The organism is Chryseobacterium sp. FW101-FHT12H09 (genome assembly GCF_058790395.1).
The window spans coordinates 830,127-846,661 of record NZ_JBYTCP010000003.1 but is presented as its reverse complement, the minus strand read 5'-3'; the positions used below and the strand labels follow the sequence as shown (position 1 = coordinate 846,661).

Annotated in this window: 16 protein-coding genes; 3 read left to right on the top strand and 13 right to left on the bottom strand. The window is 34.5% G+C overall.

Features of this window, described 5'->3' with window-relative positions:
- Positions 1-12 precede the first annotated feature (12 nt).
- The 5 genes from AC3WRL_RS14585 to AC3WRL_RS14565 all read right to left on the bottom strand — a co-directional run bounded on the left by AC3WRL_RS14585 (position 13) and on the right by AC3WRL_RS14565 (position 6,939).
- Positions 13-1,746 carry a RagB/SusD family nutrient uptake outer membrane protein gene (locus AC3WRL_RS14585; protein WP_492330620.1) on the bottom strand — a complete coding sequence of 578 codons (1,734 nt, stop codon included), beginning with the start codon at positions 1,744-1,746 and terminating at the stop codon, positions 13-15.
- A 10-nt stretch (positions 1,747-1,756) separates the two neighbouring features.
- Positions 1,757-4,879: a SusC/RagA family TonB-linked outer membrane protein gene (locus AC3WRL_RS14580; protein ID WP_492330619.1), complete on the bottom strand. Its 3,123-nt coding sequence runs from the start codon at positions 4,877-4,879 to the stop codon at positions 1,757-1,759.
- A gap of 88 nt (positions 4,880-4,967) precedes the next feature.
- Positions 4,968-5,798: a FecR family protein gene (locus AC3WRL_RS14575; protein WP_492330618.1), complete on the bottom strand. Its 831-nt coding sequence runs from the start codon at positions 5,796-5,798 to the stop codon at positions 4,968-4,970.
- Between the two features lie 83 nt (positions 5,799-5,881).
- A complete protein-coding gene (locus tag AC3WRL_RS14570; protein WP_214833983.1) occupies positions 5,882-6,370 on the bottom strand; it encodes an RNA polymerase sigma factor in 489 nt (162 codons plus the stop codon).
- Between the two features lie 164 nt (positions 6,371-6,534).
- Positions 6,535-6,939, bottom strand: a complete 405-nt coding sequence (locus tag AC3WRL_RS14565; RefSeq protein WP_214833981.1) for a hypothetical protein — start codon at positions 6,937-6,939, stop codon at positions 6,535-6,537.
- Between the two features lie 402 nt (positions 6,940-7,341).
- On the opposite strand from AC3WRL_RS14565, the gene AC3WRL_RS14560 reads away from it, so the two are divergent.
- Positions 7,342-7,749, top strand: a complete 408-nt coding sequence (locus AC3WRL_RS14560; protein WP_214833978.1) for a hypothetical protein — start codon at positions 7,342-7,344, stop codon at positions 7,747-7,749.
- A 160-nt stretch (positions 7,750-7,909) separates the two neighbouring features.
- Here AC3WRL_RS14560 and AC3WRL_RS14555 read toward each other — a convergent pair whose 3' ends face one another.
- Entirely contained in the window at positions 7,910-8,512 is a 603-nt protein-coding gene (locus AC3WRL_RS14555) for a hypothetical protein (RefSeq protein ID WP_214833973.1), read from the bottom strand.
- A 437-nt stretch (positions 8,513-8,949) separates the two neighbouring features.
- Here AC3WRL_RS14555 and AC3WRL_RS14550 point away from each other — a divergent pair, with 437 nt between their 5' ends.
- Complete coding sequence (locus tag AC3WRL_RS14550) at positions 8,950-9,813, top strand: phosphatase PAP2 family protein (protein WP_492330617.1); 864 nt, start codon at positions 8,950-8,952, stop codon at positions 9,811-9,813.
- A gap of 132 nt (positions 9,814-9,945) precedes the next feature.
- Here the strand turns inward: AC3WRL_RS14550 and AC3WRL_RS14545 are convergent, their stop codons facing one another.
- The 7 genes from AC3WRL_RS14545 to AC3WRL_RS14515 all read right to left on the bottom strand — a co-directional run bounded on the left by AC3WRL_RS14545 (position 9,946) and on the right by AC3WRL_RS14515 (position 15,989).
- Positions 9,946-10,431 carry a hypothetical protein gene (locus tag AC3WRL_RS14545; RefSeq protein WP_492330616.1) on the bottom strand — a complete coding sequence of 162 codons (486 nt, stop codon included), beginning with the start codon at positions 10,429-10,431 and terminating at the stop codon, positions 9,946-9,948.
- Positions 10,432-10,510: 79 nt separating this feature from the next.
- Positions 10,511-10,927, bottom strand: a complete 417-nt coding sequence (locus AC3WRL_RS14540; protein ID WP_214833965.1) for a hypothetical protein — start codon at positions 10,925-10,927, stop codon at positions 10,511-10,513.
- A 220-nt stretch (positions 10,928-11,147) separates the two neighbouring features.
- Entirely contained in the window at positions 11,148-12,023 is an 876-nt protein-coding gene (locus tag AC3WRL_RS14535) for a lysophospholipid acyltransferase family protein (protein WP_214833962.1), read from the bottom strand.
- A gap of 3 nt (positions 12,024-12,026) precedes the next feature.
- Positions 12,027-12,947, bottom strand: coding sequence for a DUF6268 family outer membrane beta-barrel protein (locus AC3WRL_RS14530; RefSeq protein WP_492330615.1), 921 nt, complete (start codon positions 12,945-12,947; stop codon positions 12,027-12,029).
- 254 nt (positions 12,948-13,201) lie between these two features.
- Positions 13,202-13,957, bottom strand: a complete 756-nt coding sequence (locus tag AC3WRL_RS14525) for a LytR/AlgR family response regulator transcription factor (protein WP_214833957.1) — start codon at positions 13,955-13,957, stop codon at positions 13,202-13,204.
- Positions 13,954-14,880 carry a sensor histidine kinase gene (locus tag AC3WRL_RS14520; RefSeq protein ID WP_251040658.1) on the bottom strand — a complete coding sequence of 309 codons (927 nt, stop codon included), beginning with the start codon at positions 14,878-14,880 and terminating at the stop codon, positions 13,954-13,956. The genes AC3WRL_RS14525 and AC3WRL_RS14520 overlap by 4 nt, the downstream gene beginning before the upstream one ends.
- 371 nt (positions 14,881-15,251) lie before the next feature.
- Positions 15,252-15,989 carry an SDR family oxidoreductase gene (locus tag AC3WRL_RS14515; protein WP_492330614.1) on the bottom strand — a complete coding sequence of 246 codons (738 nt, stop codon included), beginning with the start codon at positions 15,987-15,989 and terminating at the stop codon, positions 15,252-15,254.
- Positions 15,990-16,082: 93 nt separating this feature from the next.
- Here AC3WRL_RS14515 and AC3WRL_RS14510 point away from each other — a divergent pair, with 93 nt between their 5' ends.
- On the top strand, positions 16,083-16,436 hold the full coding sequence (locus tag AC3WRL_RS14510; RefSeq protein ID WP_492330613.1) for a winged helix-turn-helix transcriptional regulator: 354 nt from the start codon (positions 16,083-16,085) through the stop codon (positions 16,434-16,436).
- Positions 16,437-16,535 lie beyond the last annotated feature (99 nt).

Sequence of the window (16,535 nt, the reverse complement as noted above, 5' to 3'; positions counted from 1 at the left end):
TCTTTTATATAATTAATATCCAGGATTTTGTTTTAGAGAAGGATTTGCATCCATTTCCGATTGTGGTATTGGCCAGTACTCATCTTTATTTATTCTGTAAACTACTTCCTGTGTTGAAAAATATACTGAAGCTTGTGAATGATTATAAATAGGATTTGCACTTTCATCAAAGCCTGTTACTACTGATTTAGTCCAATTGTTTGCATTACGGTTTAGGTATAAATAGCCGTTCATCACATTATTGGCGATATTCCAACGTCTGATGTCATACCATCTTAATCCGTCATTTGCTAATTCTACTTTTCTTTCATATCGGAGTGCTTTTCTCAATTGAGCTTGTGACATTCCGGTATTTAAAGCGGGCATTTTTGCGCGGGCTCTAATTTGGTTAATCACGTCATAAACGGAATTATCCAACTCATTCGACTCAATTTTTGCTTCTGCATAAATCAACATTAATTCCGGTAATCTGAAAATTCCAACATTTAAATCTGAATTTCCACTTACAGAGGTCGAATTAAAGTCAGCAATATCAACCACTTTTCTCCATAGATAGCCACTGAAAGATCGATACGCATTCGTAGCGTCGGCATTGGTAACCTGTGTTGGTGCGCCAACTGACCAGTAGTTGTTTACTTTTGCGAAAGAGGTATTCGGTTCAAATTGGTATCCGAGATATCTTGAGTGTGGTCGTGCGGTATACATATCAAGACGCGGATCCCTGTTTTTAAACGGGTTCGCTTCATCATACAGCGGAGACTCAATTATTGAGAGACCATCTGTCATTTCATAAGAATCTATAAGGTTTTGAGTAGGTCCCCAGTAACAAACCCCTTTACCCAAACGGGACGCTGCATAATATTGCTGATTATGCAGGTATCCTGGTACATTCATATTGTATTCTGCCACCCAAATCCATTCTTTACTATTAGCAAAGCCACTATGCCCAAATATATTGCTGGGATCTGGCTCTCCTACGGTATGATCTTTACCGGCATAATTCACAGAAGAATTGAATGGTGTTAAACTATAAACACCTGCTCCTAGGTCTAAAGCCTGTTTTGAAGTGATCGCCGCTGCCGCGTATTGTTTAGAATAAAGTTCAACCCTGGCTTTTAACATTAAGGCGGCTATACGGGATGCGCGCACATTTCCGAACTGCGATTGTGATATCGGAAGTTGGGGTGCAACCGCTCCAAGTTCGTTAATAATAAATTGTTGAATTTCAGCAACAGGTGTTCTGGGAACATTAGCATTTTCAAGCGTAACAGCTGCTTTTATTAATGGAACATCTCCGTAAAGCTCAATAAGCTGAGAATAGCAATAAGCACGAATAAATCTCAATTCCGAACCAAGCTCCGCCTTTTGCCCTTCGGTAAGTCCTGAAATTCCATCCAATTTATCGAGTACAGCATGACATCTTGCAATGGTCTGATAATGAACTTCCCATGGTTTTATAGCCAATGCGTTGGTTGTAGTAAGAGAACTTGTGATAGGCGATGTATAATTGGTTCCAGGTCTTGCATACCCAATGTCTGTAATATTATCCATTACGTGCCACATCGGAGTACTGGCAGCATCCAAAGTACTTAAGTTTCTATAAGCTGCAAAAAGACCCATTTTTCCTTCTTCATAAGATGCGGGAAAAGTCCCGGATGTTGGTCCGTTAAGCGGTTCTAAATCCATATCAGCGCTTGTGCACGAGGTGATTATGGCTAATAAAAATATTTTTAAAAAGTTTTTCATTTTTTTTAAATTAAAATTTAACATCGATACCGAATGAGAATGTTTTTACCTGTGGATAATAGTTTCCACCTCCCAAAGCAACACCGTCAGAACTACCCAGATTGTAATTGATTTCCGGGTCATACCCCTCATAGAATTTTGTGAAAGTGAAGAGGTTTTGTCCATTGAGGTAGATATAAACACTCTGCAGGAATGTTTTGTCTATAAAAGATTTAGGTAATTCATAGCCTATCTGTACATTTTTAAGACGCATATAAGCGGCGCTTTTCATCCACTTTGTCGAGTTTTGTGTATTGTTTGTTGAGGTTAGGGAAACACGGGGAAATTGAGCATCGGTATTTTCCGGGGTCCAATAATCGAGTTGCCAAGGTTTCACAGCACTTGAGTTTACGGCAGGAATTACGTAGTGTGAATCTAAATACCCGTCAACTTTTCCAACACCCTGTATTAGTGCTGATAACCTGAAGCCTTTATAAGAAAGATCCATATTAAAACCGTATGTATATCGGGGAATTGTATTTCCGATAATGGTTCTGTCAGCATCAGTAATTTTTCCGTCACCGATTGGGTTACCATTAGCATCAAAAGCTCCGGCAATATCCTTGTATCGTATATCTCCCGGTTTTAAAGTTCCAAATTGTGTTGGACCGGCATCAATTTCTGCCTGACTTTGGTATAAGCCATCAGCGATAAAGCCGTAAATGGAGTTCACGGAAGAACCAACCTGCTGGCGAAGAAGTGTTCCGGAAGACTGACCTTTCATATCAACAATTTTATTATTGACGTCAGAAAGATTAAAGCCGATATTCATTTTAAAATCACCCCATTTTTCATTATACTGTGCACCTATTTCCCAACCTTTGTTGCTTACTGTTGCCGCGTTTTGAACGGGTGCCTGTAAACCCGTAAGCTGAGATGTGTTTAATCTTAAAAGGATACCATCGGTTTTTTTATCATAAATATCAAAAGAAAGGTCTAATTTTTTCCATAAGGATAAATCAACACCAACACCTGACATGGTGGTTTCTTCCCACTTCAAATTGGGATTGGACATAATTAATTGCTGTATGGTCTGATATACTTGTCCGTTCATAGAAGTACTTCCCAATGATAATGGTTCTGAAAACGGATAATAAGAAGAACTGATATTCTGATTTCCTAATTTACCCCAGGATCCTCTCAGTTTTAATTGGCTGATTGTTCCTCTTAAGCTTTCGAAAAAGCTTTCTCTCGAAACCACCCAACCGGCAGAAAATGATGGAAAGACTGCCCAACGGTTTTTACCAATAAACCTTGAAGTGCCATCGTATCTTACGTTAGCTTCAAATAAATATTTTTGATCGTAATTATAATTTAATCTACCAAAAGCAGAAACCAATAGCCATTCGTATTCCGAACCTCCATTATCCTTGGTTTCATTATCTGCACCGGCATCCAGCTGTTCGTAATTATCATATAGAAAGTCCCTTCTGTATCCGGATAATATTTTTTCATTATAAGTTTCTCTTGAAGTTCCGGCAAGAAGCTCAAAACTATGCTTACCAAATTCTTTTTTTGCATCGGCCTGGAATTGATATGTTCCATAAAACTGACGTCTTGCAGATTCTGTAAGCTCTGTAAAAGTGTTGGCAGAACCCGCTTCAGTTCCGTCTTCATAATAGGTGGGTACACTTTTTCTGAAAAGATGGATATTGGTAGTATGATATCGTGGAGCAACAAGACCTTTTAAGGTCAGCCAATCTGTAGGTTTGTAAGAAATATTCATATTTCCTATAAACTCTAAGTCGTTTTGGGTGCGATTTCCACCATTTTCGATAAAACCAACCGGATTGATTTTTACCCATCCGTCAGAATAGTTATTGCCATAATAAATTGGAATATTTGTAGGCATTCTTCCAAGATAATTCCAGATGGTGCCTTCATCAGCAATCTGTTTTCTGTCTTTGTTTACCACTGACATATCCAGTCTGATATTCCATTGGTCGTTAGGGGTAATATCCATATTATTACGGAAAGTAAATCTCGTAAAGTCGGTATTTTTAATAATACCTTCCTGTTTTGAATACCCGAACGATGGTGATACACTGATAATTCCGGATTTTGCGGATAACGAAAAATAATGGTCCTGCAAGAATCCACTTCCCTGAAGGATCGCTTTTTGCCAGTCATAGTTGCTGGGGTTTTTGTTGTATGCTTCTGTAAAAGCACTTATAGCCTCATCACTGTAAATCTTTGTGCCATTGTCATTCATACTGGCATCATTAAATACTTTCATGTAGGTAAGACCATCAGTAACTTTTGGTATTGCCGTTGCCATTTGCCAGCCTGTATACACTCTATATTGGGCAGATAATTTATTCCCCTTAGCTCGTTTTGTGGTTACAAGAATAACCCCACCAGCTGCTCTGGAACCATATATTGCAGCAGAAGCAGCATCTTTAAGGACGGAAATAGACTCAATCATGTTGACATCAACATCATTGATGTTTCCTGCAACACCGTCAATAATAACAAGTGGATTGCTGTCGGAGCCTCCAAAACTGTTGATCCCTCTGATTCTGATATTCCCGGCATCACCGCCAGGTGCCCCAGTTTGTGTGGTCACCGTAACACCGGGTGCAAGACCCTGTAAAGCATTTCCAGCCGAAAGTATTGGTTGTCCGTTTGCTGATGAACCTTTCACAACAGATACGGATCCTGTTATAATGGATTTCTTTTGTGTACCATATCCAACCACAACTACTTCTTCTATTTTTTTCTCCTGTTGGTTTATAGTATCGTTTTTGGGTTTTATTTCATTTTCAGTAAAAGAATTATTAGAAATTAATTTTCTAAGGATGACCGTGTTGTTCTGAATTTGATAATCCAAAGGAACATTCTTTTTCAGGTATCCTAAACTTTGCTGTAATGATGAATAGTTGATTTTGCTTTCATCTACCCAAATATTTTTAAAATCTGAGGCAGAATAAAAGAACTTAGTATGGGTAGATTTCTCTAATTTTTTAAGTATTTTGACTAATAGTACCTGTTTTTGATTGTTGGTGACAGGCATGTTAGCTTGGGTTTGTGCATAATTTAGCACAGGCAGTCCCATAGCTACGAGTAAAGCAATAGAAATTGCAGTTTTTTTCATAAATTTGAAGAGTTAATTTATTATTCTTTTGCGAGTTTTGAGTTAATTACAAGCACTGATAACGCCACATTATTGGTGCTGTTTTATTTTAATACAGAGTTATTTCATTTTCATTTTTAAAAACAGTTTTTAGGTTAAAGGGATAATTTATAATGGAAAGAATTTCTTTCAAATTTCCTGAGAATGAACCTGATACTTGGTTTTTAGCAATGTTTTTTGGATACGTAATGTTGACTCCATACGTATTTTCTATTTCAGTTATGGCATCCTCGAAAGTTGTGTTTTCAAAAGTGAAAGGCCTTACCATACTCATTGCATAATAATGAAAATCTATTTTTGTTGAAGAAGTACTCCAGTTTTCATTAGGTAAAAGATATATTAGTTTGCCATTGTGTTTTATTTTTACTTTCCCCTCAATCAGTTTTACCTTTTTTTCTTCCGACTTCTGATCAACTGAAAATTTTGTTCCCAAAACTTCAACACTGAAGCCACCTGCATCTACTATGAAAGGTCTTGATTTATCTTTTTCAATCGAGAAAAAACCTTTCCCCTGAAATTTTACATTTCTATATTTTTTGCCAAAATCTTTATTTATAGATAATTTACTGTAAGGCTCTAAGGTTATAACACTATGATCTGATAGTCTGAAAGTTTTAGAAAATTCATTGGTTTGTAATACGATTGCTGACAAATCATTTTTTGTTTCTTTTGGTGCAAAATCTTTATAAAAAAGCAGTATTCCGAATAAAGGAACCAAAATAGCTGCCGCAGCCGGCCAATAATATTTTCGCTTATTATTTTGCTTAATTCTCCTGTCTATTCCTTTCCAGATTCTGGAATCGGTTGTAGAATCCATTTCCTGTTTTTCTTCGGAGACTGTTTTCCAAATTTTTTCAAAATGTTTTTGAGAATCTTTCATACAATTATAATTACGCGGTTAAATAAAAATATCCACCCCGGAGAGATGGATTTAATAATTTGTTTATATTGGTTAATATTTAGTTAAAATAGATTTAAGTTCGCCTTTATGTATCGGACGACTTTATTGACTTGTTTTTCTACAGCCGTTTTGGAGAGATTATTTTCTTTTGCGATCTGAGAATAACTTATTTTTTCTAATTTGTTTTTATAAAAAAAAGTTTTGCTTCTTTCAGGAAGTTCTTCGAGAAGGTTTTGTATTTTTCGTAATTGTTCTTCTTTAAATTCAGTATCCGTTTTTTCAGAATCGGCTTCATCTATTATAAAACTTTCATCGGAAAAAGAGAAAAGCATTTTATTTTTTCTATAAAAATTAGAAACTTCCTGTTGGGCTGTTTTGAAGATAATGGATTCTAAAGTCTGTGGATTTTTAAGAGATGAAGAATGTTTCCAGAGATGTACAAAAATCTCCTGCACAACGTCTTCCACATCTTCAATATTTGAAATAAACTTTTTGACAAAAAAGTATACCTGATGTTTGTAATCTAAATATATTTTTTTAAAATACTCCATTATAAAGCACCAAACGGTTTCAATGCATGGCAAAAGTAATCAATTCGTGTCGGGCTAATATAAAGTATATATTAAATTTAACGTAGATTATTTAATCTGCATTTACTTTAACCAATAATATTTAAACTTCTTGCTTGAGTTTATGATAAAAAATTAAGATGGAATTATTTTTCCAGTGTTACCACCTCTGTCTCGATCTCAGATTTGCCTTTTTTTAGTTTACGTTCTGTTTTTGTTAAAATCAAGCGCTTACCATTGGTTGTTATTATATAAGGCTCTTTGTTTTTTTCAGGCTTACCTATGAACAACTTATTAGCTTGAACCCGAAGTGGCAATTTCTCAGTGTGTTTACCAAAACCCTGAGTAATTCTAACATTTGTTGAAGTAAATGTGTAGGTTTTTTCTCCGGCTTTGTAAATTTCTTTATCCTCCTCCGTTACGATGCCCTGTTTTGTTTCTGTCTCAATTTTTGAAACAGCTTTCCATGTTCCGTTCAGGGAAGGGATAACCTTTTGGGAAAAAGCTGTTGAGGAAAGTATGAGTGCAATGCAGAATAGTAGATTTTTCATATCTGTCTGATTTGTATTATAAATATACTCATTTTGAAGGTTCTAAATTCTGTATTGGGAAGTAATTACCTATAATACTACAAACAAAAATATATGGTTTATTGAAAATTAGACATTTATAAACGCAAAATGCCTTATAATGCTATCCAGTTTTTCTTATTGATTTTATTGTTGTAGTTCATGTATTTCTACAATATTAATTTATTTGGCAAGGTTCTTAGCCTACTTACTTTCAATTAAGTATTTCTACCTAGAGCTATAATTGGTCAATTGTACGCTACCACAGATTCTAACATCTTTGTTACTTTGAGATAGAAATCAAAGCTTCAGAGCAGATCCTAAAATGATGTATTCTGAAAAGCTATCGTGAACAGAAACTAATCAACCAAAAATACATTCAATATGGAAACAGCAAATGTAAACGTAAACTCTTCCGGCCAACTTCAATTGGGTGGTGGAGCTCAATTCTGGGTTTATCTTTCACCTCAGAACAATACAGCCAAAATGATTTCAACATGGCGTGTCACATTCTCGCAAGGCAGCTGGAGCGACTCTATTTCCAGTGAAGACCCAACGAAACAAATTCAGACACCTAATCTATCAGGTATCTTTGAAATTAAAGTAGAATTGCTAAGCGGATCAACGGGTACATGGCGACAGATTCCACCTCAACATGGAAGTTATAATGAAATAGGCTGTAATTCCAACTGTGCCTCAATGGTAGGCATTGTTGCAGACAGTACGAATCCTCCTCCAGGTGCTATTAATGCGCACTTTTGGACAACATGGGATGCCATGTGTAAAAGATAACGGAGTATAAAAAAATTTTAAGTAGGGCGAGCCCATACTATTCAATTGCCGGTTTTATTTTTTACAAGTTTAATTACATGATTTTAAAGTTCGTGTATTGACGTCCAGTGAAAAAATAAAACCGGTAATTGCTTTATAATTATATGGGAAAAATAAACATTTACGATTTTGCTTCCAAAATAATCCAGCCGACAGATGCACCATCATCCGTTGGGGTTATTTGTATCCAAACATTTTTATCTGCATTACGTATGAGGTAGGTATATGTAGTTGCATAACCAATGAATCCATATCCGCTCACATATTTTACCTTGTTTGCTTCATCAGTCGCTGAAATATCTGATGTCACCTTAGATTCGTTTATCTTTTTCCCACCCAGAGAAATAATTTTCTCCTGTATTCCCTTTAATAATTCGGTTTCAGAATAGGTCTTTCCATCCTTGGCCTTTATCCTGCTGAAAAAGATTTTACCAACAGGTTGTTCAAAATGATCTCCAACCCAAAAATAAGCTTTATCGCTATCAGATATTGGATTATCGCTTACATTATCATATCCTTCAGGAAGAGAAATGTATGGAAAATCACCCAATTTCTTGTCAGAAACGGGTATGCTGTTTATGTCGAATCCTACATTTTTTAAAGGTTTAGTGCCCGTTGTGGTTTCTTTTTTCTGTGGTTTAGATTCTTGTGAATTTTTCTTGCTCTGACTGCAGGCGGTGATCGCTAAGACGGTCATTGCTGAAATAAGGATTTTTGCTTTCATGATTTGATTACTATTTTTATTTGGATTAATAATCTATACGTTTTTACCCATAAAAATATAAAAATATTTGGTTCAAAGATGAGTCATGAAAATAAATTATTTGATAAGAAATGCTTTCGGCATAAAACTGATTATCAGACGTTATGGAATCTTCTAACTACTTTATGTTACCCTGATTTTTTGTCTTTTTTAGCAAAAATATAAACAGGTGGCATCAGTGAAGTAACCCAACGAATTTGCAAATCTTGTGTCAATAAAAAAATAAGTAAACTTATTTGCTAAAATCTGTACTTCTAAAAAAAATTTATACACATTAAAAAATATCCATCATTATATTTTGGAAATAAAACATAATGATGGAAATTGTTTTTTTCTATCATCAGGAAAAAGCCTTTGATCTCCTTAATTTGTAATTTTGCCCTTCTCAAAAAGAAATAATGAAGCGGGTTTTTATTTTATTCCAATTTTTACTTTTCAATTTTATTTTTTCCCAAAAAGCTGATAGTTTGGTCATTACTAACCAGTCAATAACAGATACTTTAATCATTTCTAAGAAAAATAGTATTGGTAGGCAGCTGGTAGTTGACGGTAAACAGATATTCAATAATATGGCACACAGCTATTTGAGTCCATTTTCATGGAAAAAAGATAATTGGATTGATGTGGGCGGAGTTGCATTGGGAACAGTATTATTGTATTCTGTAGACAATAATACCAGTCAGTATTTTATAGATCAAAGTGGAAAAGTGCCCAGTGTTATCAAAAAATTCGGATACTATTTTGGGAGTCCACAGAATAATTATGGCATTACAAGTGTAGTTTATCTGACAGGACTTTTTACAAAAAATGATAAAATCAGAGATACAGGAGTTCTTATGATTTCTTCTGCAACAACAGCCGGATTGATCCAGACATTATCTAAAACATTAGTGGGAAGGGCGAGACCGGGAACAGGTGAAGGAAAATCTTACTTTAAACCCTTTAGTGGACAAGCTGAATATCGATCATTCCCATCAGGACATACCGTGTTGGTTTCCACTACTATGTTTGCATTGGCCAAACAGTTTTCAAATCCATGGGTGAAAGCCGGGATCTATAGCGTAGGTTTTATAACGCCTTTATCAAGAATGTGGGAAGGTGCCCATTTTTTTTCAGATATATTTCTGAGCACTGCGATTAGCTATTTCATTGTAGATGGCACCTATCGTTATATGCAGAAGAATGAGTACCGTAAGGAAAAAAAGATTTCATGGAAGGTAAATGTGTCACCTAATATGCTTGGTTTAAATGGGACCTTTTAATAATTATTCAGCAAATGATATGCTGAGTTTTTCAGATCGATGGAATTGAGCCAGATTTTGAATACGGAAATGGTGAAAAAAATAAACCCCCAGTTTAAATTAGCTGGGGGTTTGGTACATATTTTTAATGATTTATTTTTTTGGTTTCAAAGAAAAATTATCCACATATACTGCCTGATGTATTCCATTCAGCAAAACTTTCAGGCCTAAATTTGAATCTTTTTTTAAAGAAATAGTAAAGACTTTTTTATCTCCCGTTATTTTTGAAGATTTAGCTATTGAGACATAAGATTTGGCATCAGCTGTATTGTTTATTGAGAACAGTTCCAAAGTAGTTTCTCCACCGTTGTCAGAAATATCAAGGCTAAGGGTATATGTTCCTGCTTTAATTTTTGGAGTAATCAAATACATATTTTCTCCGGGATTGGTCATCGAATAAAATACGATTCTTTTTTCATTATTGTAAAGCATTGCTTTTCCTGACTGAGCAGTCCAACATTTGTTAATATCTTTCCAGGTATCAAAATTTTCTACAAGTGTGGATACAGTTTTGCACTGTGCATTTGCTGTTAGAAATCCTCCTAAAGCCACTATTCCTGTAAATACGATTTTTCTCATGTATGATTTATATATTATCAGATAAAATTAGTTAAAAAAGGTTGTACCAGAAAGCCATTGTTTAATAATCTAAGTTAATTTATTGGTTGGTTGTTTCCTTATTTGTATTAAATAAATTAAATTTATTAGACCAACTAAAAAAGTGTATTAACTCATTTTTGTTTAGTTGCTCAAAATGAAAAATTTTATGAGGGAATGGAATAGCATTCGAATACACTCCGTTATTTGAAAAGACAAAAATTGTTTTTTTGTTCTGGCAATTTTCTAATTCAAAAAATCTAATAAACCCTTTTAGGTCTCTTTCAGAGTGAAGTTCTGAAGAAGAATTTTGAATCAGCAAAACAATATAGTTGCAATATTTTATAATGTTTTGAAAATCAATCGCTGTATTATTTCTGATAAATACCTCATTTCCTCTATTCCATAAGAAATCTGCGATGTCATCATGTAATTCATCATCATGCTGTTCTTTATTTTCTATAATTATATATTTCATTATCAAAAATGCTTAGTTTGTGTTTTAGTCTTGTTGTTAAAGACTATAACTCTAATTATAAAATCGTGTTCAAAAATAGAATTTCATCTAAATTGAGAGAAATTATTTACTCTTCATGAAGAACTTTAATAAAGATATACAGAAAGAGGAAACAGCTGATAAAACAGCTAATAAGTATCAATCCTATGATCACGATGATTAAAGTAGGTAAATCATTATTTTATGTTTTCCACCGTTTATGTGTCCATAGCCAACCGTATGGTTCTTCGTTGATATTTTCTGTCAATAAATCAACATACCTTTGCGTTATTTCTCTCTTATTTAGGATTTCCGCCTGAGAGCATATGGGGACGCAGGTTATTTTGTAATTTCCTTTTGATACTTGAACAATATGCAGGTAAACAACTGCTGATCCAGTAGTAAGCGCCAATTTTTCCATCCCTGAAAATACATAGGTATCTTGATTTAGTAGTTTGAATCTGTATCCGTTTTCTTTTATCCGGGGATATTGGTCAGCTAGAAAAAGATAAATGGCTGGAGATTGCTTTTTGGTTAAAATGTGTCGTACGGCTGATTGGTCGGGTATCAGCTTCATACCAAAACGTGACCTGAGCTTAATCATTAGCATGTTTATTATTGCCGACTTTAATGGTTTATAAACCGCATACATATCGTGTTGAATTTTATATGGCATAAAATTCAACACTTCCCAATTGCCGCAATGCCCCATACAAGAAATAACATTTCGGCCTGAGTTTACATATTGGTCTATTAATTCTAAATTTTCAAATATGATTTTCTTGTCCATTATTTCTGTCCGAACAGATACGCTTTTTATGATTTCAGCAAAATAAGCCGCAAAACAAGTATAAAACTTTTTTGCAATACGATGGAGTTCTCCATATTGCCTGTCAGGAAAAGAGCGTGCAATATTTTGAAATACAACCTCTTTTCTATAACCAATAATGTAATAAGAAAGGAAAAAAGCAAAAGAAGCCATTGCATATAGAAATGTCATAGGTAGTAAACTTAAAGTATAGACAATCATATAAAGACTCCTATATGCAAGAATTTGTACGGCTTGGTTTATTTTCATAAATTAAAATTTCATTTTTAAACCAACCGATACATATGGTGAAACGGAAAAATAATAATCATTATCCGATGCAAACACTCCTTTTAAAGTTCTGTCACTGTAGGAAGCCGGTCGATACAAATTAAGCCCAGCCATACCAGTCACAGAGAATCCGGTTGTGCCAAACTTTAGTTCAGGACGAAACCCCGTAACTATATATTGATGAGAGAAGATCACATTTTTACCGTCCTTTTCTAACAAAGCCACTTGTCCGTTCATTTCTATCGCATAGGATAGTTTGAATTTCTCATTAAAATCATAACCAGCTGATATTTCCAGACCTTCAACAAGTTCAACGTTGATATCAAATTTCCCGTCGAGTTTCCATTTAACGTAAACAGCAGGAAATACCATTGGATAGCCTAAAGAACTATTTATAGCGATACCTCCGCCGAGGTCAAGATTGGGATTAAGGTGTCGGATAAAAACAATACCTCCACTTCCGAGAATATTTTTAAAGTTGATCTTAGAAAAATCGGTAGAGGGAGTAAATATTCCTATCCCAACGCTTGCCCTCAGAGACCATTTGTCATTCAATGGACGAAGATGATAAATACCCAATTGCAAATTCATGATTTCAGATACCATGTTTTCTTTGAAGTTTTTGTTATTCAACGCAACATATGCCCCGCCAAAACCAATACCCCAGGCAGTAGGACGATTGTTTTTATTTGATTTCATAGATAATGGGATGTTGACCGCTCCCTGGTAGACCATTGCAGACCCTTTGCCATCACCAATTTTTTCCTTGGGTTTCTCGCTTGGGGGTAGATAGTAGTAACCTGAATTTCCGATGTACTCTGTTTTGAAGGATACTTCCTGCGCCTTTCCTTTTAAACATAGCAGCGTTGCTGATGCCGTTACGAATAATGCTGTTAACTTCATGTGATTTTAAATTTGTATTTGTAATATTTTGTACAAAATAACAATCAATGAAGTGGAGTAGAAAGTGGTAAGTTGCAGGCTTCAGAATCTACAGAATGAAATTTAGAATGAGTGGAATAAAATGAATTCTTTTATTTTAAAACTAAAGAAATAGAAATGAGATGATAGACAAACTATAAGCTAGACATTAGAATTTTGTATTGGATAAAGAACAGAGAATAAAGAGTGGAATATGGAATGTATGGTAGCTCATGTTATTCAATTATACCGTCCATCCATTTCAGGAAATCCGATACACGTACCCGGCTCACCAGAACTTCATGTGGGCATTCAGGTGAAAAGGAAAGTTTCAGACGGCTGTTAAAATACTTAATAACATTTTCAATAGCTTTTACATTACCAATGCAATTACGCGACACACGGAAGAATAAGCGGTTATCCAACTGTTGCTCCAATTGGTCTAATGTATAATTAATAATATGTCTTTTACCCTGAAACGTGTGCAGGAATACCACTCCTTCTTCACTATAGAAATGGGCAATATCTGTTGTTTCTATGTAATGATAGTTTTCTCCTTTCGATATGAGGAATCGGTTTTTGGTTTTTAGAGAGCTTGTTTGTTCTAAATTTTTGAGATCGGTTTTAAATGGGGAGCTATGGAAAATATTTTCAAATTTGATTAATGCAGTTTCTAATTCCTCTTCATCGAATGGTTTTAAAAGATAGTCGATGCTGTTAAGCTTAAATGCCTTGATGGCATGCTCATCATAAGCCGTAGTAAATATAACAGGAGTGGAAACCTCCACATGATTGAATATCTCAAAACAGTTACCATCAGCAAGTCGTATATCCATAAGAATCAAATCAACTTTGGATACTTTCAGAAATCCAATGGTTTCTATGGCTGTTTTAGTATGTTTTTCCAAAGAGTAACCAGGACGTAATTTCGTCATCATACGTTTCAGCTCTTCGTATGCAAACCTTTCATCTTCTACGATCAGGAATTTCATAATTGAATATATGGGATTTTAACAATAAATGTTTGCTTAGTATGTTCAACGATAACTTCTTTCTCATACAATAAATATTGCTTTGTAAGATATTTCAGTCCGATTCCACCTTTTTCTATATCAGTTGATGGCTGAATATTATTTGCTACGATGATGTAGTCAGTATTCATTGTGATTTTTATATTTAATGGCATTTCTTCTGTTGCAGTATTGTGCTTAAATACATTTTCTATAAGTAATTGTAAGGTAAGAGGAATAATGCTATTTTTTTCAAGATCAGATCTTTTATCTACAGTACAAGCAAAAGAGTTTTCAAATCTCATTTTCATTAGAAAGATATATGAGTCCAATACGTCCAGTTCTTCTGCAACAGAAATTAAAGGATGGTGATTAAGGGAAAGTACATATCGGTAAGTTTTGGAAAGAGCCTTTGTGAATTTATTGGCATTGTCGGGATTGATATATATTAATGAAGACAGAACATTTAAAGAATTAAACAAAAAATGTGGGTTTATCTGTGCTCTCAGTGTTTCGTGCTGAAATAAAAGGGCTTTACGTTTGGCTTTTTCAGAATCAGCAATCGCTTTTTGTTCAGATTGAAAATAATAGATCAGTTCAAATACCAATAGGATCGGAATATTTGCTGCCATTCCGAATGCGAACTTTATTAGGAAAGAAGGCATACCATTTTTAGAAACATGAAATACATCGTATATCAGATAATTAAATATCCCTAACAACATCATACATATTACAGTAAGTCCAGTAAGTCCAGCCAGTATACGGAGTAATATACTCTTTGAGTAGGGTAGATATTTGTTCAATAAAAGTAATAAACCATAATCAGCGATACACATGGTAAAGATTACAATATAATGGGCTGATAACTGGATGTGAAAATTATTCCATAGATCTTCCTTCATTAAAATAATGCTAAAAAGCATCTGACATAATGCATAGATCAATGTGGAAGCAAAAAAAATGAATAACCTTTTTATATCTATTTTTTTTAGTTGAATCATCCTTCAAAAATAAAATTTCCACAGGAAATTAAGTATAAATCTAGTACTTTTCTGATGAACTTCATTTTTTGAAGGATGAATTTCAAGATAGGAATATCTTAGATCTAAAAATAAAAAGACAGGTTATAATGTTGAATAATTATTCCAAAAGGATAACATTTGATAATACCTTCATAGTCTTTGATAAATCTTAGAATACCAACAATATACTCTAAAATTTTTGATGGGCTAATTAGTTATATCATAAATTAAAAAGCTTAAAGAAGTATCAATTATACCAGCAGACTCCCTCCATCAACGACTATGATCTGGCCGGTGCTGAAGGTGGCCCGCATCAGATACAGATAAGCTTCGGCAATTTCATTCGCATTACCTACCCTTCCTGTCAATAATTTATTTCCAATCTGACTATAGAAAACCTCTCTATCTGCTTCAGGTACGTTTGTCAAGAGATTGGTTCTTACTGTTCCTACGCAAACTGCATTAACTCTTATAGGGGCAAGCTCAAAAGCAAGTGCACGGGTAAGTCCTTCAATAGCGCTTGCCATTCCTGAAATTATTGCTGTCCCTTTCCTTGGCTTTCTTCCGAGTGCACCCGTTGTCAAAGTGATCGATCCTCCTTTTTTTATCAACGGAGTAGCATGCTTTACAGCCATTATTGCTCCCCAAAAGCGAAGATTAATAGACTGTTTTGCCTCTTGAATGTTCAGGTCAGTTAATTCGTTAAACTTTAGGGTGTCGCCTGCTGTAAAAATAAGGTGGTCAAATTCACCTATTTTTTTAAAAAGTAACTCGATCTGTTTTTCGTTTCCAAGATCAGCAACAAAACCTGTACTTTCCTTCGGTAATAAATGTAATGCTTCGTCTACCTTTTGTTGTGTACTTGAAACAACAATTACTATTGCACCATCCGCAGCTGTAGCCAGTGATGAAGCTAAACCGATACCGGATGTTCCGCCTAATACAACAACTTTTTTACCAGCCAGACTGTTTTCACTTTTATTTTCCATAATCTTTAGTAAATTTTATGTTTATAATAGCAAAACTATCAATCATTCATAATAATTTTACTATTCATTACCTTTAGGATAGTTACTATAATTATGGGAAAAACAAAATGTAACTCAGAACCCGACATTAACAGAAAATTAGCGCTGAATGACGCTTTGGAATTATTAAGTGGTAAATGGAAAATAGTTCTTTTGAGAAGTTTATATCTTTATGGAATTATGCGCTTTAAAGATTTACAGGAAACCATAGAGGGCATATCACCAAAAATATTGTCAAAGGAACTACAACAGTTAGAAGAAAATTTACTGATCACCCGGACAGTAAACAATACAAAACCGATAACGGTGTCTTATGAACTTACCGATCATGCTAAAGAGACTCTTCCTGTTATCAATTCTTTAATTGAATTTGGCCTGAAACATCGTGAGAAAATCAAGAATAAGTGATGATTTCATCATATCTACTACAAATGCTAATTAGGCTATAACTATATTAACTCTATTGTTTACTTTGATTAAAACTCTGGGAGCACTTTTCACAGTTGA